This window comes from Pseudomonas sp. MM227, from assembly GCF_947090715.1.
In the GTDB taxonomy this organism is placed as follows: domain Bacteria; phylum Pseudomonadota; class Gammaproteobacteria; order Pseudomonadales; family Pseudomonadaceae; genus Aquipseudomonas; species Aquipseudomonas baltica.
Map to the genome: position 1 here is coordinate 2,618,906 of NZ_OX352319.1, position 23,027 is coordinate 2,641,932.

Sequence of the window (23,027 nt, forward strand, 5' to 3'; positions counted from 1 at the left end):
ACTTATGCCACAACTTATTGGATTTATGATTTTTCAGGTCACATACAGTCCACATGACCTCGCCTCGCACCAGCACCCTGAGCGGACCTGAGCACGTCTGTGAAACGCATTTTCTACAGCATCAGGTCGCTCCGGCATGGGCCTGGTCTCCAATGATGGCACCGTTGAACCTTCACAATCGCTTCCGAGTCGGACCATAGGGGCCAAAGTGCCCCTGTCGTCCCCTCAGGAGCTTCAGAATGACCACCCCCAATCCTCAGCCGTTACCCCAGGACGCTGTGGCGGTAACTTCCCTGCATGTTCTGACGGTCAATACCCACAAGGGCTTCAGCCCGCTGAACCGGCGCTTCGTGCTCCCCGAGTTGCGCGAGGCTGTACGCACGCTGGGCGCCGACGTGGTGTTCCTGCAGGAAGTGCTCGGGATGCATCGCTCCCATGGCCAGCGCTACGACAACTGGTCGGACGTTCCCCAATACGAATTCCTCGCCGACAGCATGTGGCCGGTGTACGCCTACGGCCGCAATGCGGTGTACCCGGACGGCGACCATGGCAACGCGCTGCTGTCCAAGTTTCCCATCGTGCGCCACGAAAACCTCGACGTCAGCGTCAATGGCACGGAGGAGCGCGGCCTGCTGCATTCGGTGCTGGCAGTACCGGGGCACGGAGAAGTGCACACCGTCTGCGTGCACCTGGGGCTGAGCGAAAGCCAGCGTCAGCAGCAACTGAAGTTGCTGTGTCGGCTGCTCGACAGCCTGGATCCGAAGGCTGCCGTCATCGTCGCCGGCGACTTCAATGACTGGCGCCTGCGCGCCGATGAGGCCTTGGCCGACTGCAACATGACCGAGGTATTCGTCGAAGCCTTCGGCAGGCATGCCAAGACGTTCCCGGCCCGCCTGCCGCTGCTCAGGCTCGACCGTATCTACATTCGCAACGCGACTGCGCACCTGCCCAAGGTGCTGTCGCGCAAACCCTGGTCCCATCTTTCCGATCATGTGCCCCTCGCGGTGGAGGTTCGCCTATGAGCGAGCAATGGCGTGACAACAATGAAATACAGCTGCTGATCAATGGCGAGGAGTTCTTCCCGGCGGTGTTCGAGGCTATCGGCCAGGCCCGCGAGGAAGTGTTGATCGAAACCTTCATCATTTACGAAGACGAAGTGGGCAAGGATCTGCAGCGCGTGCTGATCGAAGCGGCGCAACGTGGCGTGCGTGTGGAAGTGCTGGTGGACGGTTACGGCACGGCGGAGCTGAGCACGCAGTTCCTGCGCGAACTGTCCGATGCGGGCGTGAAACTGCTGGCCTTCGACCCGCAGCCGCGGGTAATGGGCGTACGCACCAACCTGTTTCGTCGGCTGCACCGCAAGATTGCGGTCATCGACGGCGAAATCGGTTTCGTCGGTGGCATCAACTACAGTTCCGACCACTTGGCCGACTCCGGCGACCCAATGGCCAAGCAGGACTATGCCGTGCGTGTACGAGGCCCCATCGTGGCCGACCTGCACCGAGCCACCCTGGCACTGCTCGACCGCACCAGCAAGGTCGTGCGCGACCGTGCGCCATGGCGCTCGCGCAGCCCGTCGCCCGATGCCGACAGTGCCAGCGCGCGGCTGCTGCTGACCATTCGCGACAACAACGAACACACCACCGATATCGAGGACCACTACCTCAAGGCCATTCGCGGTGCGCGTGAACGGATCATCATCGCCAACGCCTACTTCTTCCCCGGCTACCGTTTTCTGCGCGAACTGCGCAACGCGGCTCGGCGCGGCGTCGACGTGACCCTGATTCTGCAGGGCATGCCCGACATGCCGCTGGTGCGCCTGTGCTCGCGCCTGCTCTACAACTATCTGCTGCGTGACGGCGTGGTCATCCGCGAGTACTGCCAGCGTCCGCTGCATGGCAAGGTCGCGGTGGTGGACCGGGAATGGTCGACCGTGGGTTCCAGCAACCTCGACCCGCTGAGCCTGTCGCTCAACCTGGAAGGCAACCTGATCATCAAGGACCGCCGTTTCAACCAGCGGCTGCACGATCACCTGCAGGAACTGGCCGAAAGCACCTGCAAGTCGATCAGCCTGCAACGGGTTCTGCGTGGGTACTGGTGGCGCGCGCCGATCATCTTCCTCACCTTCCACTTCCTGCGCCACTTTCCGGCCATGGTGGGGTTCATTCCAGCGCACTCGCCCAAGCTGGTACCGCTGATCGACGTTGAGCCGCAGCATTGCCAGGCGCCGTCGCTGGATCACAAGGAGACGGTATGACGACTTCATCGCAGAGCGCGCCGAAGGCCTCGCCGAAATCCAGCAAGTGGGTATGGGCCAAGCGCATCATGACCGTGCTGTGCTTCATCCTGGTCCCGGTGCTGGTGTTCATGCTGGTGAAAAACCTCGACTGGCAGGAGGTCAAGCATGCGCTGAGCTCCTACAAGATGAGTACCTTGTTGATCGGTGCCGGCATCGTCGCAGCCAGCTACCTGACGTTCGCCAGCTATGACTTGCTGGCCAAGCGTTATATCGGCCACGAAGTGCCCAGTCGGCAGGTGCTGCCATTGGCCTTCGTGTGCTATGCGTTCAACCTCAACCTGGGCTCGTGGGTCGGCGGGATTGCCCTGCGTTATCGCCTGTACTCCAAGCTGGGTCTGGATGTGCCGGCCATTACCAAGATTCTCAGCCTGTGTCTGATCACCAACTGGCTGGGCTACCTGTTCGTGGCCGGTACGCTGTTCGCCATGGGCCTGCCGGCGCTTCCCGAAGGTTTCAAGATCGGCAGTACCGGGCTGCAGATCATCGGCGTGGTGATCATCTTGCTTGGGTTGGCGTACCTGGCGGCCTGCCGATTCTCGAAGAAACGCACCTGGACGATACGCAAGCAGGAGATCCTCCTGCCGTCGTTCAAGATGGCGCTGACCCAAGCTTGTCTGGGCGCGTTGAACTGGAGCCTGATGGGCTTGCTGGTGTGGTCTTTGCTGCCCGAGAAGGTCGGCTACCCGACCATTCTGGCGATCCTGCTGATCAGCAGCATTGCCGGTGTGATCACCCATATCCCAGCCGGCCTGGGTGTGCTGGAGACCATCTTCATCACCCTGCTGCAAGGGCAATACTCCAAAGGTGCGCTGCTGGCCGCATTGATCGCCTACCGGGCGCTGTATTTCCTGCTGCCGCTGGCGATTGCCTGCGTGGTGTACCTGGTGCTGGAGAAACGCACCCGAACCATCGAGAAAGACCGCGAATCGGGCGCCAGCAGCGGCGCCGGATAGCGGTGTGAGCTAACGCCTGACCAACATCGAGCGCACGGTGAGGGTCAGGTGGTCCAGGCTGAACGGCTTGGTCAGCACATGAGCAACAGCTTCGGGCAACTCGTCCATGGCTGCGGTCTGATCCACATAGCCGGTAATGAACAGTACCTTCAGACCCGGCTCCATCGCCCAGGCAGCATCCGCCACCTGGCGACCATCGAGCCCACCCGGCAAGCCGATGTCGGTGATCAACAGGTCGGCCTTCAGGCCGCCTTGCACCAGTGACAGGCCCTCTACGCCATTGGCCGCTTCCAGCACTCGATAGCCCTTCTCCCGCAACGCCTCGCCCACCATCTGCCGCAACGTTCCTTCGTCGTCGATCAAAACGATGGTTTCACCGGTGGCTTCGGTGTCTATCAGGGCTCCGGTCAGTACCGGCAGCGTCGCACCGATCTCGCCGGTGTGTCGCGGCAGGAACAGGTGCATTGCGGTGCCCTGCCCCAGTGAGGAATCGACGCGAATCTGCCCGCCCGACTGGCGTACGAAGCCGTACACCATCGACAGGCCCAGGCCGGTGCCTTGACCCAATGGCTTGGTGGTGAAGAACGGATCGAATACCCGTGCGATGGTCTGTGGATCCATGCCGGTGCCGCTGTCGGTCACACTCAGGCACACGTACTGGCCCGGCTGCAGATCGTTCTCGGTGCGGGCTCGGGCGAACTGATGGTGATTGCGCGCGCGCAACCACAGGCTGCCGCCCCCCGGCATTGCATCACGGGCGTTGATGCAGAGGTTGAGCAATGCGCTTTCCAACTGGTTGGCGTCCACGCGCACCCACCAGACATCGTCGTCACTCTGGGCACTGAACTCGATGCTCGGGCCCAGCGTCTGGCGTACCAGGTCTTCGAGGTCGGCGATCAGGGCCTTGGGCTCGACAGCCCGTGGCGCCAGGGTTTGACGACGCGAGAACGCCAGCAGCCGATGAGTCAGGGTGGCGGCCCGGGCCGAGGCCCCCTGTGCAGCGTCGATGTAACGTTTGAGCTCGCCGATGCGGCCCTGCTCGACACGTTGACGCAGCAGTTCCAGGCTGGCACTGATGCCGGTCAGCAGGTTGTTGAAGTCGTGGGCAAGCCCGCCGGTCAACTGCCCGACCGCTTCCATCTTGAGGCTGTGGCGCAGTTGCTCTTCGACCTGCTGCAGCAGCAGCGCACGCTCGCGCTCTTCGGTCACGTCGCGGCCTACGGAGTGCAACGAGTCTTCGGCAGGCACCGCTGCCCAAGCGATCCAACGGTAGCTGCCGTCGCGGTGGCGCAGGCGGCAGGTCATGTCATGCAGGCGTTCGCCGCGATACAGCGGCACCATCGCGACCGCTACCGCTTCATGGTCGTCGGGGTGGATCAGGTCGATGGCGTGCCGGCCAACCAGGTCCTCGGCGCTCCAGCCCAGCACCCGCGACCAGGCCGGATTGATGGCTGTGATTTCGAGCCTGCGGCTGGCCACCAGCATGATGTCGGATGAAAGGTCCCAGAAACGGTTGCGTTCAGCCGTGCGCGCCATGGCTTCACGCTCGAAGCCTTCGGCTGCCTGCTCGGCCTTGTCCCTGGCCTGCAATGTTGCAGTGGTTTCGATGACCGTGTCGAGCATGCCCACGATGGTGCCATGTTCGTCGCGTACCGGGCTGTAGCAGAACGTGAAATACGCCTGCTCGGCTCTGCCGTTGCGCTGGATGACCAGCGGGAAGTCCTCGATGAAGGTCGCTTCGCCCTCGAAGGCGCGCGTCACGATCGGCTCGATGTCGTCCCAGACCTCGTTCCAGACAGTGCTGAGCGGCAAGCCCAGTGCTTGTGGCTTGCCTTGCAGCAGAGGTTCGAACGCATCGTTGTAGAACATGATGCGCTCGGCTCCCCAGGCAAGGCAGCCGGGGAACCGCGATGCCAGCAGCATATCGACGGCAATGCGCAACACGGCAGGCCAACTGTGGATCGGCCCCAGCGGCGTCGCGGCCCAGTCGTGGCAGCGTACTTTCTCGCTCATGCCCTCTCGGGAAAAGGGAAACGGGTGGGTCATGTTCAACTCGGGCAGTGGATCGCCCAGCAACGATAGCATCCGCGCGATTCTTCGGCGACCCACCTGCGCCCAGCGCTGTCAGGCAAAACCGGTCACCACGTGTGGCACGTAGGGGCCTTCGAGCCGCGCCGTTTCCTCTTCGCTCAACGACAGTTGCAGTGCAGCCAGGGCATCGTCCAACTGCACGGCCTTGGAAGCACCGACGATGGGCGCCGACACGCCGCGCTTGTTCAACACCCACGCCAGCGCCACCTGCGCCATGGGCACGCCGCGTTCCTTGGCGATCTGCTCGACCACGTCGATCACCTTGCCATCCTCGACCTCGGTGGCAGCATAGAACGACTGCCCGGAAATGTCGGTGCGGGTGCGTTCGGTCTGCATGCCGTGCGGGCGGGTCAGCCGGCCGCGGGCCATCGGGCTCCAGGGCATCAGGCCCACGCCCTGATCCAGGCACAGGGGAATCATTTCGCGCTCTTCTTCGCGATAGATGAGGTTGAGGTAGTTCTGCATCGAGACGAACCGGCTCCAACCATGGCTGGCCGCGACCTGTTGGGCCTTGGCGAACTGCCAGGCGTACATCGACGAGGCCCCGATGTAACGAGCCTTGCCCGCTTTCACCACGTCGTGCAGGGCTTCCATGGTTTCTTCGATGGGCGTGTGATAGTCCCAGCGATGGATCTGATAGAGATCGACGTAGTCGGTGCCCAGCCGCTGCAGGCTGGCATCGATGCTGGCCATGATCGCCTTGCGCGACAGACCTTGCTCATTGGGCTTTTTCGAGCCTTCCCACATGTTGGCCGGGAAGAACACCTTGGTGGCGATCACGGTTTCCTCGCGACGGGTGAACTCCTTGAGCAATTTGCCGACGATGACTTCGGAAGTGCCGGCCGAGTAACTGTTGGCCGTGTCGAAGAAGTTGATGCCCTGCTCCACCGCATGCTTGATGATCGGCCGACTGGCATCCTCGCCCAAGGTCCAGGGGTGGGTGCCGGCATCGGGCTCGCCGAAGGTCATGCAGCCCAGGCACAGGCGGGAGATGTCCAGGCCGGTGTTGCCCAGCTTGACGTAGTTCATGGAGAGGCTCCTGCGGAGGACCGCGCGACATGCCGGTCCGATGCCTTTACCTTAGCGCCCACTCCTATCGGACATAACCCCCAGGCATCGCACCTGAGCTATGCAGAAATTCACAAGCGTGGCAGCACTGCCATGCAGTGCCGCACGAATTCGCTGACCGCCTGGATGCGTGGCGTTGCGCGCACGTCTTCGTGGAACGCCATCCAGACCTCGATGTTCAAGGTGGCCCCTTCAGGGTCGACCCGTTGCAGGCCATGTTCGGCGGCAATGAACGCCGGCAGGCAGTAGTCATCTCTGGAGCACCGCGCCGCCCTGTAGCAGCGGCGCAAGCCGCGTCGGCGGCACTTGCGATGCCGAAGGATTCCGGTGACTCCGGACGCGGCTCGCGCCGCTGCTACAGGACCGTGACATCGCTTGATAAAAAACACTTGCCGAAGCTCGTTCTTGGTATACCATAATACCAGATACACACCCTCCAAGAAGGAAACAGGCATGAGCTTCGAGATCCGCAAAATCGTCACCTACTCCGAAGAGACCCTCATCGAAGGCGGCAAGGCCACCGACAGCCCCGTGACCATGGTCGGCCTGGCGGTGGTCATGAAGAACCCGTGGCTGGGCCGCGGCTTCGTCGATGACCTGAAACCGGAGATCAAGGCCAGCTGTTCGGACCTCGGCGCCCTGATGGTCGAGCGCCTGGTAGCCAGCATCGGTGGTGCGGACAAGATCGAGGCCTACGGCAAGGCGGCAGTGGTCGGTGCCGACGGCGAAATCGAGCACGCCTCGGCCGTCATCCACACCCTGCGTTTCGGCAACCACTACCGCGAGGCGGTGCAAGCCAAGAGCTACCTGAGCTTCACCAACAAGCGCGGCGGCCCTGGCACCTCGATCCAGATCCCTATGATGCACAAGGACGACGAAGGCCTGCGCTCCCACTACGTCACCCTGGAAATGCAGATCGAGGATTCGCCGCGCGCCGACGAGATCGTCGTCGTCCTGGGCTGCGCCAACGGCGGGCGCCTGCACCCGCGAATCGGCAACCGTTACATCGACCTGGAAGAGCTGGCTGCCGAAAAGGCCCAGTGACCCACTTGACTCAGGAGCGCTCCATGATTCGGCTTACCGCTGAACGCACTGCGGCCGGTACCAGTTACCTGGCCGCGGGTGACGGCCCGCCCGTGGTGTTCATCCATGGAGTGGGCTTGAACAAGGAAATGTGGGGAGGCCAGTTCGTCGGGCTGCTGCCGCACTATCGGGTCATCGCCTACGACATGCTCGGACATGGCGCCAGTGCGTTGCCTGCGCCTGGCACGGCGCTGCTCGGTTATGCCGACCAATTGCTCGAACTGCTGGACCACTTGCAGGTGCCCGCAGCGACGGTCATCGGTTTTTCCATGGGCGGGCTGGTGGCACGGGCGTTCGTCCTGCACTACCCCGAACGCCTGCAGGCCCTGGTGGTGCTCAACAGCGTGTTCAACCGCAGTGCGGAACAGCGCGCGGGAGTGATAGCACGCACCGGGCAGGCTGCCGAGCATGGCCCGAACGCGAACGCCGAGGCGGCGTTGTCGCGCTGGTTCAGCCGCGAGTATCAGGCGGCCAACCCGGCGCAGATCGCCGCGCTGCGCGAGACCCTGGCCAGCAATGATCCTCAGGGCTACTTGACCACCTATGAGCTGTTCGCCACCCAGGACATGTACCGCGCCGATGACCTCGGCAGCATCGCGGCGCCGGCGCTGATCGCCACGGGTGAGCTCGACCCGGGCTCCACACCACAGATGGCCCGGGAAATGGCCGAGCGCATTCCCCACGCCGAGGTAGCGATACTCCACGAGCAAAGGCATATGATGCCGGTGGAATCACCCCGGCTGGTCAACCAGATGTTGTTGGATTTTCTCACCCGGGCCCAGCGCCTGGACAACCAGGCACAGGGGATCGTCGCATGACCCTTTCACGCTTTCAGATGTGCATCGACGGCCAGTGGGTCGATGCGCTGTCCGGCAAGACCTTCGAGAGTCACAACCCGGCCCTGGCCCAACCCTGGGCGCTGTTGCCCGACGCCGACGAGGCCGACGTCGACCGCGCCGTGCAGGCCGCACAGCGGGCGTTCGAGGCGCCGGCATGGCGCGGGCTTACCGCCACCGCCCGGGGCAAGCTGCTGCGCCGACTGGGCGACCTGATCGGCGAGAACAAGGAAGCGCTGGCTCAGCTCGAAAGCCGTGACAACGGCAAGCTGATCCGCGAAACCCGCGGCCAGGTGGGCTACCTGCCCGAATTTTTCCACTACACCGCAGGCCTGGCAGACAAACTGGAGGGCGGCACACTGCCGCTCGACAAGCCCGACCTGTTCGCCTACACGGTGCACGAACCGATCGGCGTGGTTGCCGGGATCATTCCCTGGAACAGCCCGCTGTACCTGACGGCGATCAAGCTGGCGCCGGCCCTGGCGGCCGGCAACACCGTCGTTCTCAAGCCCTCCGAGCATGCCAGCGCCACCTTGCTGGAATTGGCGCGCCTGGCTCTGGAAGCCGGCATTCCGCCGGGCGTGGTCAACGTCGTCACCGGCTACGGCCCGAGCACCGGCGCTGCCCTCACCCGCCATCCGTTGGTGCGCAAGATCGCCTTCACCGGCGGTGCCGCCACCGCGCGCCATGTGGTACGCAGCAGCGCCGAAAACTTCGCCAAACTGTCCCTGGAGCTGGGCGGCAAGTCGCCGAACATCATTTTCGCCGATGCCGACCTGGACAGCGCCATCAACGGCGTGGTGGCCGGCATCTACGCCGCCTCGGGGCAGAGCTGCGTGGCCGGCTCGCGCCTGCTGGTGCAGGACGAGATCTACGACGAGTTCGTCGAGCGTCTGGTCGAGCGCGCCAAGCGCATCAAGATCGGCAACCCCCAGGACGAAGCCAGCGAAATGGGCCCTATGGCCACCGCCCAGCAATTGGCCGTGGTCGAAAGCCTGGTCGCGCAGGCGCTGGAAGAAGGCGCTACCCTGCGCATGGGCGGTCAGCGCGCACAGACCGACAGCGACGGTTGGTACTACCAGCCGACCCTGTTCGAATGCGACAACCACTCCATGAAGATCATGCAGGAGGAAGTCTTCGGTCCGGTGGCGTCGGTCATCCGCTTCTCCACCGAAGCAGAAGCGCTGGCCATGGCCAACGACTCCCAGTTCGGCCTCGCCGCCGGCATCTGGACCCGCGACCTGGGCCGTGCCCACCGCCTGGCCCGTGACGTGCGTTCCGGTATCATCTGGGTCAACACCTACCGCGCGGTATCGGCCATGGCGCCGATCGGCGGCTTCAAGAACAGTGGCTATGGCCGCGAGAGCGGCATCGATTCGGTACTGGCCTACACAGAACTCAAGACGGTATGGATCAACCTGTCCCAGGCCCCCATGCCCGACCCATTCGTGATGCGTTGAGGTAATTTGAAATGATCGAACCCGGCATCTACAAAGAAGTGATGGCTTCGTTCCCATCCGGCGTGACGGTCGTCACCACGCTGGACCCGGAAGGCGGCATCGTCGGCATCACTGCCAGTGCATTCAGTGCGCTGTCGATCGACCCGGCGCTGGTATTGTTCTGCCCCAACTACGAGTCGGACACCTACCCTATCCTGCGTGACAGCAAGCGCTTCGCGATTCACTTGCTGTCCGCAGACCAGCAGGCGGAGGCCTACGCCTTTGCCAGCAAGGGCAAGGACAAGGCGCGGGCCATCGCCTGGCACCTCAGCGAGCTGGGCAACCCGCTGCTGGAGAAAGCCACGGCCATCATCGAGTGCGAACTGTGGCGCGAGTACGACGGTGGCGATCACGCGATCATCGTCGGTGCAGTGAAGAACCTGATCCTGCCCAGCGAGCCGTTGACGCCCATGCTTTACCACCGCGGCAAACTGGGCGCATTGCCGACCCTGGGATGATCGACCTGCGCTGACCCACCTGGCCAGCCGCACCTGGGCACCTGGCCTGTCGCCGTTGGGCAGCAAGGCCGGGGGCGTGCTAGACTCGCCGCTGTTTTTTTGCCTTTTCAACAGAGCGGACCCGATGAAACGCCTGCCCCTCGACGACAGCTTCAAGGTCAATCGCAACCCCGTCACCCTGCGCGAAATCGTGCTCGACAAGTTGCGCAGCGCCATCATGAACTTCCAGCTCCTGCCGGGCGATCGCCTGGTCGAGCGTGATCTGTGCGAGCGCCTGGGCGTGAGCCGTACCTCGGTGCGCGAGGCGCTGCGACACCTGGAATCCGAAGGCCTGGTGGAATTCGCCGATGCCAAGGGTCCACGCGTGGCCATCATCACCCTGGAAGACGCTCGCGACATCTATGAGCTGCGTTGCGTGCTCGAAGGCCTGATCGTCCAGCTGTTCACCCTCAATGCCAAGGCCCGGGACATCCGTGCCCTGGAAAAAGCGTTGGCGGTCAACCGCAAGGCGCTCGAAGAGCGTGCATTGTCCGACGTCCTGAGCTCGGTCCAGGGTTTCTACGACGTGCTCTTCGAAGGCTCGGGCAATCAGGTCGCCGCTACCCAGTTGCGCCAGTTGCAGGCCCGCATCAGCTACCTGCGCGCCACCTCGGTGTCGCAGGAAAACCGCCGCGGCGTCAGTAGCGACGAAATGGAACGTATCGTCACCGCGATCAAGAGCGGCGATCCGATGGCGGCGCACCAAGCGTCCGTCGATCACGTCCGCGCCGCTGCGAAGGTGGCCCTGGAATCATTGCGTCAGCAGCGCAACGACGACCACAAGGTGCGCGACATCGCCGCGCCCATAGCCCTCAACGAACCGCGCATCGGACGCTGACCGCCATGGCCACTCCACGGTTTTGCCCCCAATGCGGTGCCTGCGGCCTGAGCCTCGGAATCCCTGCGGGCGATACCCATGAGCGGACCTTTTGCTCCGGTTGCGGCCACATCCATTACGTCAATCCGAAGGTCATCACCGGCTGCATCGTCGAAACCGACGGCAAGTACCTGCTGTGCCAGCGCGCGATCCCGCCGCGCCCCGGCACCTGGACGCTGCCCGCAGGCTTCATGGAAAGCGGAGAAACCACCGAGGAAGGCGCCCTGCGCGAGCTGTGGGAAGAAGCCGGAGTGCGCGCCGAAATCCTCTCGCCGTACTCGATCTTCAGCGTCCCGCGGATCAGCGAGGTGTACATCATCTTTCGCGCGATGGCACTGGAGATCACCGACGAGTTCGGCCCGGAAACTGCCGCACGGCAGTTCTTCGCGCCGCAGGACATTCCCTGGGACAGTATCTACTACCCCGCCATCCGGCAGATCCTGGAGCGCTACATCCAGGAGCGTGCGACCGGTACCTACGGCATCTACATGGGCAACGACGATACCGGCCGCATCCACTTCATGCGCTAGCCGGCGACCGCCTCGCAACCTTCGACGATGATCACTTCGGCCTTCGCGGCGCCCGCACGCAGGGCGGCTGCTTCCTGGTATTCCCTGGACTCGTAACAGGCTTGCGCCTGGGCGTACGAATCGAACTCGATCACCACGCTGCGCTGCGGCGTGGCCCTGCCTTCCATGGCTTGCGAACGCCCCCCACGGGCCAGCAGGCGCCCCCCGAACTGGGCGAAAACCGCCGGCGCGCGCTGGGTGTAAAGCACGTACTGCGCAGGATCGGTAACGTCTACATGAGCAATCCAATAAGCCTTCATTTTCACCTCGACAGGGGGTAATGTACGTATTATGGTATACCACGATTAGGCCAGTTATCCCAGACCAGTCATCCCAGAGAGTGCAGGCATGGCGTTCAACAGCATCGAAGAAATCATCGAGGACTTTCGTCAAGGCAAGATGGTCTTGCTGGTGGACGACGAAGACCGCGAAAACGAAGGTGACCTGCTGCTCGCCGCCGACCGCTGCACGGCCGAGGCCATCAGTTTCATGGCCCGCGAAGCACGCGGATTGATCTGCCTCACCCTCACCGAGGAACGCTGCCAGCGGCTGGGGCTGGAGCAGATGGTACCCAGCAACGGCAGCGGGTTCGGCACCGCGTTCACGGTTTCCATCGAAGCCGCCAGCGGGGTCACCACCGGTATCTCCGCCGCCGATCGGGCGCGCACCGTTGCCGCCGCAGTGGCGCCTCAGGCGGTTGCCGCCGACCTGGTGCAACCGGGCCACATCTTTCCCCTGCGCGCCCGCGAAGGCGGTGTGCTGACCCGCGCCGGGCATACCGAAGCCGGCTGCGACCTGGCGCGGCTGGCCGGCTTCACCCCTGCCGCGGTGATCGTCGAAGTCATGAAAGACGACGGCACCATGGCGCGTCGTCCGGATCTGGAGCTGTTCGCTGCCCGTCACGGCATCAAGATCGGCAGCATCGCCGACCTCATCCACTACCGCTTGAGCACCGAGCACACGGTGACGCGCATGGGCGAGCGCGAGCTGCCTACCGTGCACGGCACGTTCCGCCTGGTCAGCTATGAAGACCGCATCCAGGGCGGCGTGCACATGGCCATGGTCATGGGCGACATCCGCCGCGAAGATCCGACTCTTGTGCGGGTGCACGTCATCGACCCGCTGCGCGACCTGGTCGGCGCCGAGTACACAGGTCCCGCCAACTGGACGCTGTGGGCGGCGCTGCAGAAAGTCGCCGAGCACGGTGCGGGCGTGGTGGTGGTGCTGGCCAATCACGAGTCTTCTCAGGCCCTGCTCGAGCGCGTACCGCACCTGACCCAGCCGGTGCGCCCTTATTCGCGTACGCAGACACGCATCTATTCGGAAGTCGGTACCGGCGCGCAGATCCTCCAGGATCTGGGCGTCGGCAAACTGCGTCACCTGGGCCCGCCGCTCAAGTACGCAGGTCTCACGGGCTACGACCTCGAAGTGGTCGAAAGCATCGCATTCCAGGCACCCGGACCGGATGCATCCGCCATGGACGGCAACGGCATCTGAAACAAACGATCGTCCAGGTCGCCACGACCTGACTGCTCCCGATACGCGGGTGTGGAAACAGCCCGCTCAAACAATGACAAATGAGGGCGTACAAGATGGTATTCAAAAAACGTGCGATAGCGGCGTTGGCCGCAGCGACCCTGGCGTTCACGGCAGGCACTGCCGTGGCAGCCGAGACGCTGAGCTTCGTCAGCTGGGGCGGCACCACCCAGGACGCGCAGAAGTCGTCGTGGGCCGATCCGTTCAGCAAGAGCAGCGGCACCGCGGTGGTCATGGATGGACCCACCGACTACGGCAAGCTCAAGGCCATGGTCGAGAGCGGCAACGTGCAGTGGGACGTGGTCGACGTGGAAGCCGATTTTGCCTTGCGTGCGGCCAGCGAAGGCCTGCTCGAACCCATGGACTTCAAGGTCATCGACCGCACCAAGCTGGACCCGCGCTTCGTCTCCGACTACGGCGTGGGCTCGTTCTACTTCTCCTTCGTGCTGGGCTTCAACGAAGGCAAGGTCGGCCCCGGCGAACCCCAGGACTGGACTGCACTGTTCGACACCAAGGCCTATCCCGGCAAACGCGCACTGTACAAGTGGCCCAGCCCAGGCGTGTTGGAGATCGCCCTGCTGGCCGACGGCGTCGCTGCCGACAAGCTCTATCCACTGGACCTCGACCGCGCTTTCAAGAAGCTCGATTCGATCAAGAAGGACATCGTCTGGTGGGGCGGCGGCGCCCAGTCCCAGCAGCTGCTGGCCTCGGGCGAAGTCACCATGGGTCAGTTCTGGAACGGTCGGGTCTACGCCCTGCAACAGGATGGCGCTCCGGTGGGCGTGAGCTGGAAGCAGAACCTGGCGATGGCCGACTTCCTCGTCGTGCCCAAGGGCTCGAAAAACAAGGAGGCAGCCATGCGCTTCGTGGCCAACGCCACCGGTGCCAAGGGCCAGGCCGATTTCTCCAATCTGACGGCCTACGCCCCGGTCAACACTGAAAGCGTGCAGCGCCTGGACTCGGTTCTGGCGCCCAACCTGTCGACCGCGCACGTTGACGACCAGATCACTCTGGACTTCGCCTACTGGGCCAAGAATGGCCCCTCTATCGCGACACGGTGGAACGAATGGCTGGTCAAGTGAAGCTGTCCTCGCCCTCCGCCCTCGGCCGCACCGGGGGCGCCGCCGGCGGCCCTGGTGCGCTGCACGCCGCCCAGCCGCGCCCGAGCCTGATCCAGCGCTGGCGCGGGTCGAGCAACCTGATCCCGGCGCTGGTGTTCCTCGGCCTGTTCTTCTTCGCCCCGCTCATTGGCCTGCTGCTGCGCGGCGTGCTGGAGCCGACACCGGGGCTGGACAACTACCGCGAACTGTTCGCCAACTCGGCCTATGCGCGGGTGTTGTTCAACACCTTTTCGGTGGCCGGGCTGGTGACCCTGTTCAGCGTATTGCTGGGCTTTCCACTGGCTTGGGTGATCACCCTGGTGCCACGGGGCTGGGGCCGCTGGATCTTCAGTATCGTGCTGCTGTCGATGTGGACCAGCCTGCTGGCGCGCACCTACTCCTGGCTGGTACTGCTGCAGGCGTCGGGGGTGGTCAACAAGCTGCTCATGGCCCTGGGCATCATCGACCAGCCATTGGAGATGGTGCACAACCTGACCGGGGTGGTGATCGGCATGAGCTACATCATGATTCCGTTCATCGTTCTGCCGCTGCAGGCCACCATGCAGGCCATCGACCCGATGGTGCTGCAGGCCGGCGCCATCTGCGGCGCCAGTCCGTGGACCAACTTCTTCCGGGTATTCCTGCCCCTGTGCCGCTCGGGACTGTTCTCCGGTGCCTTGATGGTGTTCGTCATGTCGCTGGGCTATTACGTGACTCCGGCGCTGTTGGGTGGCGCGCAGAACATGATGCTGCCCGAGTTCATCGTGCAACAGGTGCAATCCTTCCTCAACTGGGGTCTGGCGAGCGCTGCTGCCGCACTGTTGGTGCTGATCACCCTGGTGCTGTTCTATTTCTATCTGAAGCTGCAACCGGAATCCCCGGTCGGCTCCAGCAATTCGAGGTAAGTCATCATGCTTCTTACCCCCAATGCCATGAGTCGACGCCTGCGCGTAGGCCTGTACCTCACCACGGGGTCGATCGGCCTGTTCCTGCTGTTGCCGATCGTCTTCATCGTGCTGCTGTCGTTCGGCTCATCCCAGTGGCTGGTGTTTCCACCACCGGGCTGGACCACCAAGTGGTACCTGCAGTTCTTCGCCAACCCCGAGTGGATGGCGGCGGCCTGGTCGAGCTTGAAAGTCGCTGCGCTGACCACCGTGTTCGCGGTACTGCTGGGCCTGCCGACGGCCTTCGCGCTGGTGCGTGGCAAGTTTCCGGGCCGCGAGTTGCTGTATGCCTTATTCACCCTGCCGATGATCGTGCCAGTGGTGATCATCGCGGTGGCCGTGTATGCGCTGTTCCTCAAGCTGGGCTACACCGGCACGGTGTTCTCGTTCGTGGTCAGCCACGTGATCGTCGCCCTGCCCTTCACCATCATTTCGATCATCAACTCGCTGAAGCTGTTCGACCAGTCCATCGAGGACGCTGCGGTGATCTGTGGTGCGTCCCGCCTGCAGGCAATCTTCAAGGTCACGTTCCCGGCCATTCGTCCGGGCATGGTCGCCGGCGGCCTGTTCGCGTTCCTGGTTTCCTGGGATGAAGTGGTCCTCAGCGTGATGATGGCCAGCCCCACCCTGCAGACCCTTCCCGTGAAAATGTGGACCACCCTGCGCCAGGACCTGACGCCGGTGATCGCCGTCGCCTCGACGCTGCTGATCGCCCTGTCGGTGCTGGTCATGGTGGCTGCCGAAATCATTCGTCGCCGTAACCCCGTCAACGCCTAGGAGCTGGACATGAGTGCTGTGATCAAACAACAGGCCGTGCAGGCCGGCGACACCCTGGTCAGCCTCCGCGGTCTGAACCGTCATTACGGCGACTTCGCTGCGGTCGACAATATCGACCTGGACATCAAGAACGGCGAGTTCCTGACCTTCCTCGGTTCCAGTGGCTCGGGCAAGAGCACCACCCTGTCGATGCTGGCAGGCTTCGAGACACCCAGTTCCGGCGAGATCCTGGTCAGCGGCCAGTCGCTGGTCAACGTGCCGCCGCACAAGCGCGGTATCGGCATGGTGTTCCAGCGTTATTCGCTGTTTCCGCACCTGTCGGTGCGCGACAACATTGCCTTCCCCCTGGACATCCGCAAGCTGGGCCGCGCCGAGCGTGATCGCAAGGTCGATGCAATGCTCAAGCTGGTGCAGCTCGAGGCCTTCGCACACCGTCGCCCTTCGCAGCTGTCCGGTGGTCAGCAGCAGCGTGTTGCCATCGCTCGCGCGCTGGTCTACGAGCCGCGCATTCTGCTCATGGACGAGCCGTTGGGCGCACTGGACAAGAAGCTGCGCGAAGACCTGCAGGATGAGCTGCGCCAGTTGCACCGGCGCCTGGGCATCACCATCGTCTACGTGACCCACGACCAGGAAGAGGCCATGCGCCTGTCGCAGCGCATCGCCATTTTCAGCCACGGCAAGATCGTCGGACTGGGCAGCGGCTACGACCTCTACCAGAACCCGCCCAATGCGTTCGTGGCCTCGTTTCTGGGCAACTCCAACTTCCTCAAGCTGACCACCACCAGCAACGGTTCCGGCAGCTTCGAAGGCGCCAGCCTGGGCATGCGCCTGACACCAGGCGCCAATACGGGCCAGCAGGTACTGCTGATGGTACGTCCCGAGAAAGCCCAGGCATTGAGCGCCGCGCAGGCTGCAGAGCAACCGCTGCTGCCGGGCTGGAACCAGATCGCCGCCACGGTCACCGAGACGCTGTTTCTCGGCGAGAGCCAGACCTGCAGCGTCGTGACCCAGGGTGGCACGCCGATGACGGTCAAGGCCTTGTCTGCAGCCGGCATGCCCTTGCAGGCCGGTGAGCAGGTCCAGGTGCGCTGGGCAGCGGCGGATGCCTGCGTGTACACCCAGTGGGAAGACGCTGACCTCAACAAGGCGGCTGGCGCGCACTGAGCCTGCAACGCGCCTTCTACCCCGCAACGCAAAAGGCCCCGAGTGATCGGGGCCTTTTTGCAGGTGCTGTTTCTGTCGGTTCGAACTACTTGGCGTATCCGGCGCGTACCCGCTCTGCGCGCTGTTGCTTGCGCGTGGCCAGGCAGTAGAACAGTGGGCAGGTCACCACGATGCCGACCAGCCAGGAGAGGTCGGCACCTTCGACCAGGTGGGCGTAGGGGCCGACATACAAGGCGGTGTTGGCGAACGGCAGCTGCACGGCAATGCCACAGGCGTAGGCGATGATCGCGTGCCAGTTGAAGCGCCCGTACTGCCCGCCGTCGGCGGCGAAGATCGACTCGATGTCGTAGTTGCCGTATTTGATCAGGTAGAAGTCGATCAGGTTGATGGAGGCCCAGGGTACCAACACCAGCAGCAGTGCCAGGATCAAGCCGATGAAGTCCTGGATGAAGTCACCCGAGGCGCCCACCGCCACCAGACAGCAGCCACTCAACACCAGCGCCGACAGCACGATGCGTACTTTCACGCTGGGCGTCCAGTGGGCCACGAACGTCTGCACGGCGGTGACGATGGCCAGAACCGCGCCGTACAGGTTCAGGGCGTTGTGGCTGATGATGTTGAGCAGGAACAGCAGCATCAGCAGCGGGCCCAGCGCCCCGGTGGCCTGCGCCACAGCAGTCATCGCTTCGGTGCCCGGCGGCGTTGCGAGCACCACCACCGCGCCGAAACTGAACGACAGGATGGTCCCCAGGGTGGCACCGGCATAGGTGGCCCAGAACGGTTTGGCGATGCCGATATCGGTCGGCAGATAGCGCGAGTAATCCGACACGTAGGGCGAGAAGCTGACCTGCCAGATCACTCCCAACGACACCGTGGCGATGAACCCCGCCAGGGTGAAACCACCACGGGTAAGGAAGTCGACCGGCAACGGCTGGCTGAACACATAGGCGAATCCGGCGAGCAGTGCGCCGCCCATCACCCAGGTACCGATCTTGTTCAAGGTATGGATGAACCGGTAGCCCAGCACACCAATGGCGGTGGCGGCCAAGGCGCCGATCACGCTGCCTACGGGCAGGGAGATCGGCTCGACCATCGAGTGGATCGACTTGCCGGCCAGCACGATGTTGGAGATGAAGAAGCCGACATAGATCAATGCGGCGAAAAACACGATCAGCAGCGCGCCGAAGCGGCCGAACTGTCCGCGGCTCTGGACCATCTGCGGAATGCCCAGCCGCGGCCCCTGGGCCGAAGACAAGGCGATGACCAGCCCACCCAGGCAGTGCCCGAGCACGATGGCCAGCAACCCCCAGGCGAGGTTGAGGTTGAACACCTGTACCACCATGGCGCCGGTCACGATCGGCAGGGGCGCAATGTTGGTGCTGAACCACAGTGTGAACAGGTCCCGAGCCCGCCCATGGCGCTCGGTGGAAGGGACCTGCTCGACGGTGTAGCTCTCGATCAATGGGTCTTGCGATGAACGCTCGGACATAGTCTTTCACTCGAGTCTGTTGTTGTTCTTGTAGGAATCCGGATCGATACAACGACCCGCTTCTGATAGACAGACCATATTACGGTATACCAAGAAAACGCAAGTGGATCGCTCGGTCCCGCCACCCCCAAGCCGTTGCCAGTTGTGTATCTCGCGACTGAAATTCAGGGTTGCACAAACATTTCTTTGGTATACCATCAGACCAACAAATATTCGAATAAACGAGAGGTGCCTTTGATGATCGATGCCGAAATCTACAAACAAGTCATGGGCTCGTTTCCCTCTGGCGTGACCGTGATCACCACGCTGGACGACGAAGGCCAACTGGTCGGCATGACCGCCAGTGCCTTCAGCTCGCTGTCGATCGATCCGGCCCTCGTGCTGTTCTGCCCCAACTACAAAGCCGACTCCTACCCCCACTTGATTCGCAGCAAGCGCTTCGCCATCCATCTGCTTTCCAGCGACCAGCAGGCCGAAGCCTACGCCTTCGCCAGCAAAGGCAAGAACAAGGCCGACGGGATCGAGTGGAGCATGAGCGCTCTGGGTAATCCGGTACTCAAGAATGCCATTGCGGTCATCGAGTGCGAACTGTGGCGCGAGTACGAGGGTGGTGACCACGCAATCATGGTTGGCGCGGTGAAGAATCTGCTGGTACCCAGCGCCCCGCAAAGCCCGTTGGTCTACTGCCGCGGCAAAATGGGCGCCCTTCCCGCGTTCGCCTGACACTCCCATACCCAGGCTGCGGCAAGCCCCCGGCCGGGAAGAATCACCGCCAACAGATCCGAGGTAGGCAAGATGAAATTTTCGCTGTTCGTGCACATGGAGCGCTGGGACGACAAGACCAGCCACCGGCAACTGTTCGAAGACCTGACCGAACTGACCCTGATGGCCGAAAAAGGCGGGTTCAGCACGGTATGGATCGGCGAGCACCACGCCATGGAGTACACCATCTCCCCGAGCCCCATGCCGCTGCTGGCGTATCTGGCCGGCAAGACCACCACCATCCACCTGGGCGCAGGCACCATCATCGCGCCGTTCTGGCACCCGCTGCGTGTTGCAGGCGAATGCGCACTGCTGGATGTGATCAGTAACGGGCGCATGGAAGTCGGCCTGGCTCGCGGCGCCTACCAGGTCGAATTCGACCGCATGGCCGGTGGCATGCCGGCCAGCAGCGGCGGCAACGCCCTGCGCGAAATGGTGCCGGTGGTGCGCAAACTGTGGGAAGGCGACTACGCCCATGATGGCGAGATCTGGAAGTTTCCCACCTCCACCAGCGTGCCGAAGCCGATCAAGACGCCGCCAATGTGGATCGCCGCGCGCGACCCCGACTCGCACAACTTCGCCGTCGCCAACGGCTGCAACGTCATGGTCACGCCGTTGATGAAGGGCGACGAGGAAGTGGTCGATCTCAAGAACAAGTTCGAAACGGCGTTGGCGAACAACCCTGACGTACCTCGCCCGCAACTGATGGTGCTGCGTCACACTCACGTTCACGCCAGTGACGACCCCGACGGCTGGAAGGTCGGCGCCACGGCGATCTCGCGCTTCTACCGCACGTTCGACGCCTGGTTCGGCAACAAGACCACTCCGGTCAACGGCTTCCTGGAACCCAGCCCGGAATCCAAGTTCGCCGAGCGCCCCGAGTTCGAACTGGAGAACATCCGCAAGAACACCATGATCGGCACGCCCGAACAAATCATCGCGCGCATCAAGTACTACCAGGAACTGGGCGTCGACGAGTTCAGCTTCTGGTGCGACAACAGCCTGCCCCATGCAGAAAAGAAGAAGTCGTTGGAGCTGTTCATCAATGAGGTGGTGCCAGCGTTTCGATAAGCTTGAAGCGTCAGTGAAAGAACCGGGCACTAGCCCGGTTTTTTCATGAATGACTGAAGCAAGAGGCCGCCTGCATTTCTTCGACAAGGGCCTGAACGAGCCTTTGCGCAGGCAGCTCCCTGGCCAGCGGTGCGCCCTGACCCGCCCACTGGGCTGCAAAATCGTGGCATCCCTTGGCGCTGGCCGCTGCATGCAGGGCTTTGGCAACATCGTAGGCCAACGGGTACTCGGCTGGCATGGGGACGCTGTCGGTTCCGGACTCCAGGTACAGACGATTCGGAATCCCGCGGGCCGGTCGGCCCGATACATAGCTGGTAACCCGTGTTTGACTCGCCTTCGCGCTTTTCAGCGCCTGCCGGTGCTCTGGGGTTGCACACGACTCCGGACACAAAATGAAAGCCGTTCCCAGCTGACAAGCACTTGCGCCGAGCATCAGCGCTGCATTTATCCCGGCACCATCCATGATCCCGCCGGCGGCAATGACCGGCAGATCCACGGTTTCAACGATGATGCGCAACAGCGCGAACAGGCCCATCTGCTGGTCTTGTCCGAACCCATCATCGAACACCCCCCGATGCCCGCCGGCTTCGTACCCTTGGGCAATGATGGCCTGAACGCCTGCGCGCTCCAGCTGCTGTGCTTCGGCCAACGTCGTTGCGCAACCGATGACGCAGATACCCGCCGACTTGAGCTCATCGATCCACTGCACAGGCGGCGCGCCGAAATGAAAGCTGACGACCGACGGTTTTTCTTCGACGAGCATCTCGAGCATGGCTCGATCATCGACGAAGCTTTTGTAGATTTCTTTCAAGACCGGCGGAGGTGCAGCGTCGAACGCGGGAAAGAAACTTGAAAGATACTGCAGCCACGCATCGTTTCTGGCGTGGTCGAACGCAGCCGGGCGATGGCAGAACATGTTGACGTTGAAGGGCCTCTGGGTGAGCGCCTTGGTCTGCCGGATCAACTCACGCCCCTGCTCTGGCGTACTGGCCCCCAGACCGATGGAGCCCAATGCCCCAGCGTTGGAAACAGCCGCTGCCAATGCCGGCGTCGAGACACCTACCATGGGCGCTTGAACGATCGGATGCGTGATTCCCCATTCGGACAGCATGTCGGGTTTCGGCATTTCTCATCCCTCCTCTCGATTGGTCGTGCCGGTTAGCGATCCGACCTGACCAGTGCTAGACCAACGCTTCTGCAGGTCCGAAAAACTCATAATGCGCCTGGCCGTCCGGTACGCCCATTTCATGCAGGCTTCGCTTAATGAACGCCATGAACGGCTTGGGGCCGAGAAAGTAGGCATCCACGTTGCGGTCGGCGGGCAACCATTGCTGCAGCTGCTCTATCGAGGGCATGCCGACGGCATCAGGCTGCGCCCCTGCATCGGTACTGGCCTCGTTGTAAACGATGTATGCCCTGAACTGTGGGAAACGCTGCTGCCATTCACGAAGCTGGTCTCTGAACGCTTGAGCCTGGGCATTTTTTGCATAGTGGATGAATACCACAGGACGATCACCTGCCTGCAGCGCAGTTTCACCCATAGCGATCGTCGGCGTGATACCCACCCCGCCACTGATCAGCACCAATGGCTTGGTACCTTCTGCCAGCGTGAAGTTGCCGGAAGGTGGAAAGAGCTCAAGCACTGCTCCGGCGACGATCTGGTGGTGCAGATAGTTGGAAGCCACACCATCGGGCTCGCGCTTCACACTGATGCGCAGCCCCACCCCCGAGGATGGCGCCGACAGCGAGTAACTGCGACGGTGCTCGGCCCCATCGATGTTCAGACGCAGGCTGATGTACTGGCCCGGTTTATGGGCAATGACGGCTTCGCCATCGACGGGTTCCAGGTAGAACGAGGTGATCTCGCTGCTTTCAGGCACTTTGCCGGCGACCCGGAACATGCGCCCGCCGCGCCAACCACCGGGTGCTGCGGCGACGCTTTCGTACACCTGTTCTTCGGCATCGATCAGCAGGTCGGCGAGCTGTTGATAGGCTGCCGCCCACGCGGCTATCACTTCATCGGTGGCGATTTCTTCACCCAGCACTTCACGAATCGCGCGCAACAGGCAAGCACCCACGATCGGGTAGTGCTCGGGAAGGATCTGCAGCGCAACGTGCTTGTTGACGATCTGGCTTGCCAGCGGCCCCAGGTTTTCCAGACGATCGATGTTGCGGGCATACATCAGCACACCGTTCGCGAGCGCCCGAGGTTGCGAGCCGTTTGCCTGATGCGCCTGATTGAACAACGGCCTGACCTCTGGATGGCCATCCAGCATGATGTTATAGAAATGCGTAGCCAGTGCCTCACCCCCCGTTTCCAGCAGGGGGATGGTCGCTTTGATGATGTCGCGCTGAGATTGAGTGAGCATGTAAACTCCGGATGCAGATGGGTGATATCTTCATAGCAACCGC

The 23,027-nt window shown here is 62.9% G+C and carries 23 protein-coding genes; 16 read left to right on the top strand and 7 right to left on the bottom strand.

Annotated features, from left to right (window positions below; genetic code table 11):
• The first annotated feature begins 239 nt into the window (after positions 1–239).
• Genes ONG87_RS11745 through ONG87_RS11755 form a run of 3 tightly spaced genes read left to right on the top strand, consistent with a single transcriptional unit; the run spans position 240 to position 3,252 of the window.
• Positions 240–1,022 (top strand): endonuclease/exonuclease/phosphatase family protein, encoded by a 783-nt coding sequence (locus ONG87_RS11745; protein ID WP_122715572.1) that lies wholly within the window; start codon positions 240–242, stop codon positions 1,020–1,022.
• The gene (gene clsB / locus ONG87_RS11750) at positions 1,019–2,257 is read left to right on the top strand and encodes a cardiolipin synthase ClsB (protein ID WP_122477704.1); all 1,239 of its coding nucleotides are present in this window, start codon (positions 1,019–1,021) and stop codon (positions 2,255–2,257) included. The genes ONG87_RS11745 and clsB overlap by 4 nt, the downstream gene beginning before the upstream one ends.
• On the top strand, positions 2,254–3,252 hold the full coding sequence (locus ONG87_RS11755) for a lysylphosphatidylglycerol synthase domain-containing protein (RefSeq protein ID WP_185793189.1): 999 nt from the start codon (positions 2,254–2,256) through the stop codon (positions 3,250–3,252). Before clsB ends, ONG87_RS11755 begins: the two co-directional genes overlap by 4 nt.
• A gap of 9 nt (positions 3,253–3,261) precedes the next feature.
• Here ONG87_RS11755 and ONG87_RS11760 read toward each other — a convergent pair whose 3' ends face one another.
• From ONG87_RS11760 to ONG87_RS11770, 3 genes are all read right to left on the bottom strand, one after another.
• Complete coding sequence (locus ONG87_RS11760) at positions 3,262–5,337, bottom strand: PAS domain-containing sensor histidine kinase (protein ID WP_264381299.1); 2,076 nt, start codon at positions 5,335–5,337, stop codon at positions 3,262–3,264.
• Positions 5,338–5,376: 39 nt separating this feature from the next.
• Complete coding sequence (locus ONG87_RS11765; RefSeq protein ID WP_264381300.1) at positions 5,377–6,372, bottom strand: aldo/keto reductase; 996 nt, start codon at positions 6,370–6,372, stop codon at positions 5,377–5,379.
• Positions 6,373–6,482: 110 nt separating this feature from the next.
• Positions 6,483–6,701 carry a hypothetical protein gene (locus ONG87_RS11770; protein ID WP_264381301.1) on the bottom strand — a complete coding sequence of 73 codons (219 nt, stop codon included), beginning with the start codon at positions 6,699–6,701 and terminating at the stop codon, positions 6,483–6,485.
• Between the two features lie 163 nt (positions 6,702–6,864).
• On the opposite strand from ONG87_RS11770, the gene ONG87_RS11775 reads away from it, so the two are divergent.
• The 6 genes from ONG87_RS11775 (at position 6,865) to ONG87_RS11800 (ending at position 11,733) form a co-directional block, all read left to right on the top strand.
• Entirely contained in the window at positions 6,865–7,455 is a 591-nt protein-coding gene (locus ONG87_RS11775) for an amino acid synthesis family protein (RefSeq protein WP_122715581.1), read from the top strand.
• A gap of 23 nt (positions 7,456–7,478) precedes the next feature.
• Positions 7,479–8,312 (top strand): alpha/beta hydrolase, encoded by an 834-nt coding sequence (locus ONG87_RS11780; protein WP_264381302.1) that lies wholly within the window; start codon positions 7,479–7,481, stop codon positions 8,310–8,312.
• Positions 8,309–9,790, top strand: a complete 1,482-nt coding sequence (locus ONG87_RS11785) for an aldehyde dehydrogenase (RefSeq protein ID WP_264381303.1) — start codon at positions 8,309–8,311, stop codon at positions 9,788–9,790. The genes ONG87_RS11780 and ONG87_RS11785 overlap by 4 nt, the downstream gene beginning before the upstream one ends.
• Before the next feature lie 11 nt (positions 9,791–9,801).
• Positions 9,802–10,287 carry a flavin reductase family protein gene (locus ONG87_RS11790; protein ID WP_185793181.1) on the top strand — a complete coding sequence of 162 codons (486 nt, stop codon included), beginning with the start codon at positions 9,802–9,804 and terminating at the stop codon, positions 10,285–10,287.
• Positions 10,288–10,411: 124 nt separating this feature from the next.
• Complete coding sequence (locus ONG87_RS11795; RefSeq protein WP_122477690.1) at positions 10,412–11,164, top strand: GntR family transcriptional regulator; 753 nt, start codon at positions 10,412–10,414, stop codon at positions 11,162–11,164.
• A gap of 5 nt (positions 11,165–11,169) precedes the next feature.
• Entirely contained in the window at positions 11,170–11,733 is a 564-nt protein-coding gene (locus ONG87_RS11800) for an NUDIX hydrolase (RefSeq protein WP_192055357.1), read from the top strand.
• Here ONG87_RS11800 and ONG87_RS11805 read toward each other — a convergent pair.
• Positions 11,730–12,032 (bottom strand): DUF1330 domain-containing protein, encoded by a 303-nt coding sequence (locus ONG87_RS11805; RefSeq protein WP_122477686.1) that lies wholly within the window; start codon positions 12,030–12,032, stop codon positions 11,730–11,732. The two genes, ONG87_RS11800 and ONG87_RS11805, sit on opposite strands and share 4 nt — an antisense overlap.
• An 88-nt stretch (positions 12,033–12,120) precedes the next feature.
• Between ONG87_RS11805 and ribBA the strand changes: the two genes are divergently transcribed.
• From ribBA to ONG87_RS11830, 5 genes are all read left to right on the top strand, one after another.
• On the top strand, positions 12,121–13,269 hold the full coding sequence (ribBA, locus tag ONG87_RS11810; RefSeq protein ID WP_264381304.1) for a bifunctional 3,4-dihydroxy-2-butanone-4-phosphate synthase/GTP cyclohydrolase II: 1,149 nt from the start codon (positions 12,121–12,123) through the stop codon (positions 13,267–13,269).
• 95 nt (positions 13,270–13,364) lie between these two features.
• The gene (locus ONG87_RS11815) at positions 13,365–14,390 is read left to right on the top strand and encodes an ABC transporter substrate-binding protein (RefSeq protein ID WP_264381305.1); all 1,026 of its coding nucleotides are present in this window, start codon (positions 13,365–13,367) and stop codon (positions 14,388–14,390) included.
• Positions 14,375–15,313: an ABC transporter permease gene (locus ONG87_RS11820; RefSeq protein WP_264381306.1), complete on the top strand. Its 939-nt coding sequence runs from the start codon at positions 14,375–14,377 to the stop codon at positions 15,311–15,313. Before ONG87_RS11815 ends, ONG87_RS11820 begins: the two co-directional genes overlap by 16 nt.
• A gap of 6 nt (positions 15,314–15,319) precedes the next feature.
• Positions 15,320–16,129 (top strand): ABC transporter permease, encoded by an 810-nt coding sequence (locus ONG87_RS11825; RefSeq protein ID WP_122477679.1) that lies wholly within the window; start codon positions 15,320–15,322, stop codon positions 16,127–16,129.
• Between the two features lie 9 nt (positions 16,130–16,138).
• Positions 16,139–17,293 carry an ABC transporter ATP-binding protein gene (locus ONG87_RS11830; protein ID WP_192055362.1) on the top strand — a complete coding sequence of 385 codons (1,155 nt, stop codon included), beginning with the start codon at positions 16,139–16,141 and terminating at the stop codon, positions 17,291–17,293.
• An 85-nt stretch (positions 17,294–17,378) separates the two neighbouring features.
• Here ONG87_RS11830 and ONG87_RS11835 read toward each other — a convergent pair whose 3' ends face one another.
• Positions 17,379–18,782 (bottom strand): cytosine permease, encoded by a 1,404-nt coding sequence (locus tag ONG87_RS11835; protein WP_122477675.1) that lies wholly within the window; start codon positions 18,780–18,782, stop codon positions 17,379–17,381.
• Positions 18,783–19,019: 237 nt separating this feature from the next.
• On the opposite strand from ONG87_RS11835, the gene ONG87_RS11840 reads away from it, so the two are divergent.
• Both ONG87_RS11840 and ONG87_RS11845 read left to right on the top strand, forming a co-directional pair.
• Entirely contained in the window at positions 19,020–19,505 is a 486-nt protein-coding gene (locus tag ONG87_RS11840; RefSeq protein ID WP_122477673.1) for a flavin reductase family protein, read from the top strand.
• A gap of 72 nt (positions 19,506–19,577) precedes the next feature.
• Positions 19,578–20,615 (top strand): LLM class flavin-dependent oxidoreductase, encoded by a 1,038-nt coding sequence (locus ONG87_RS11845; protein WP_122477671.1) that lies wholly within the window; start codon positions 19,578–19,580, stop codon positions 20,613–20,615.
• Positions 20,616–20,658: 43 nt separating this feature from the next.
• Here the strand turns inward: ONG87_RS11845 and ONG87_RS11850 are convergent, their stop codons facing one another.
• Together ONG87_RS11850 and hmpA are read right to left on the bottom strand one after the other, a co-directional pair.
• The gene (locus tag ONG87_RS11850; RefSeq protein WP_264381307.1) at positions 20,659–21,741 is read right to left on the bottom strand and encodes a nitronate monooxygenase family protein; all 1,083 of its coding nucleotides are present in this window, start codon (positions 21,739–21,741) and stop codon (positions 20,659–20,661) included.
• A gap of 55 nt (positions 21,742–21,796) precedes the next feature.
• Positions 21,797–22,984: an NO-inducible flavohemoprotein gene (gene hmpA, locus ONG87_RS11855; RefSeq protein ID WP_264381308.1), complete on the bottom strand. Its 1,188-nt coding sequence runs from the start codon at positions 22,982–22,984 to the stop codon at positions 21,797–21,799.
• Between the last annotated feature and the right edge of the window lie 43 nt (positions 22,985–23,027).

Excerpts from the sequence above, each read along its gene's own strand:
- ONG87_RS11745 (WP_122715572.1), top strand. The coding sequence starts at position 240 with ATGACCACCCCCAATCCTCAGCCGTTACCCCAGGACGCTGTGGCGGTA.
- clsB (WP_122477704.1), top strand. The coding sequence starts at position 1,019 with ATGAGCGAGCAATGGCGTGACAACAATGAAATACAGCTGCTGATCAAT.
- ONG87_RS11755 (WP_185793189.1), top strand. The coding sequence starts at position 2,254 with ATGACGACTTCATCGCAGAGCGCGCCGAAGGCCTCGCCGAAATCCAGC.
- ONG87_RS11760 (WP_264381299.1), bottom strand. The coding sequence starts at position 5,337 with ATGCTATCGTTGCTGGGCGATCCACTGCCCGAGTTGAACATGACCCAC.
- ONG87_RS11765 (WP_264381300.1), bottom strand. The coding sequence starts at position 6,372 with ATGAACTACGTCAAGCTGGGCAACACCGGCCTGGACATCTCCCGCCTG.
- ONG87_RS11775 (WP_122715581.1), top strand. The coding sequence starts at position 6,865 with ATGAGCTTCGAGATCCGCAAAATCGTCACCTACTCCGAAGAGACCCTC.
- ONG87_RS11780 (WP_264381302.1), top strand. The coding sequence starts at position 7,479 with ATGATTCGGCTTACCGCTGAACGCACTGCGGCCGGTACCAGTTACCTG.
- ONG87_RS11785 (WP_264381303.1), top strand. The coding sequence starts at position 8,309 with ATGACCCTTTCACGCTTTCAGATGTGCATCGACGGCCAGTGGGTCGAT.
- ONG87_RS11790 (WP_185793181.1), top strand. The coding sequence starts at position 9,802 with ATGATCGAACCCGGCATCTACAAAGAAGTGATGGCTTCGTTCCCATCC.
- ONG87_RS11795 (WP_122477690.1), top strand. The coding sequence starts at position 10,412 with ATGAAACGCCTGCCCCTCGACGACAGCTTCAAGGTCAATCGCAACCCC.
- ONG87_RS11800 (WP_192055357.1), top strand. The coding sequence starts at position 11,170 with ATGGCCACTCCACGGTTTTGCCCCCAATGCGGTGCCTGCGGCCTGAGC.
- ONG87_RS11805 (WP_122477686.1), bottom strand. The coding sequence starts at position 12,032 with ATGAAGGCTTATTGGATTGCTCATGTAGACGTTACCGATCCTGCGCAG.
- ribBA (WP_264381304.1), top strand. The coding sequence starts at position 12,121 with ATGGCGTTCAACAGCATCGAAGAAATCATCGAGGACTTTCGTCAAGGC.
- ONG87_RS11815 (WP_264381305.1), top strand. The coding sequence starts at position 13,365 with ATGGTATTCAAAAAACGTGCGATAGCGGCGTTGGCCGCAGCGACCCTG.
- ONG87_RS11820 (WP_264381306.1), top strand. The coding sequence starts at position 14,375 with ATGGCTGGTCAAGTGAAGCTGTCCTCGCCCTCCGCCCTCGGCCGCACC.
- ONG87_RS11825 (WP_122477679.1), top strand. The coding sequence starts at position 15,320 with ATGCTTCTTACCCCCAATGCCATGAGTCGACGCCTGCGCGTAGGCCTG.
- ONG87_RS11830 (WP_192055362.1), top strand. The coding sequence starts at position 16,139 with ATGAGTGCTGTGATCAAACAACAGGCCGTGCAGGCCGGCGACACCCTG.
- ONG87_RS11835 (WP_122477675.1), bottom strand. The coding sequence starts at position 18,782 with ATGTCCGAGCGTTCATCGCAAGACCCATTGATCGAGAGCTACACCGTC.
- ONG87_RS11840 (WP_122477673.1), top strand. The coding sequence starts at position 19,020 with ATGATCGATGCCGAAATCTACAAACAAGTCATGGGCTCGTTTCCCTCT.
- ONG87_RS11845 (WP_122477671.1), top strand. The coding sequence starts at position 19,578 with ATGAAATTTTCGCTGTTCGTGCACATGGAGCGCTGGGACGACAAGACC.
- ONG87_RS11850 (WP_264381307.1), bottom strand. The coding sequence starts at position 21,741 with ATGCCGAAACCCGACATGCTGTCCGAATGGGGAATCACGCATCCGATC.
- hmpA (WP_264381308.1), bottom strand. The coding sequence starts at position 22,984 with ATGCTCACTCAATCTCAGCGCGACATCATCAAAGCGACCATCCCCCTG.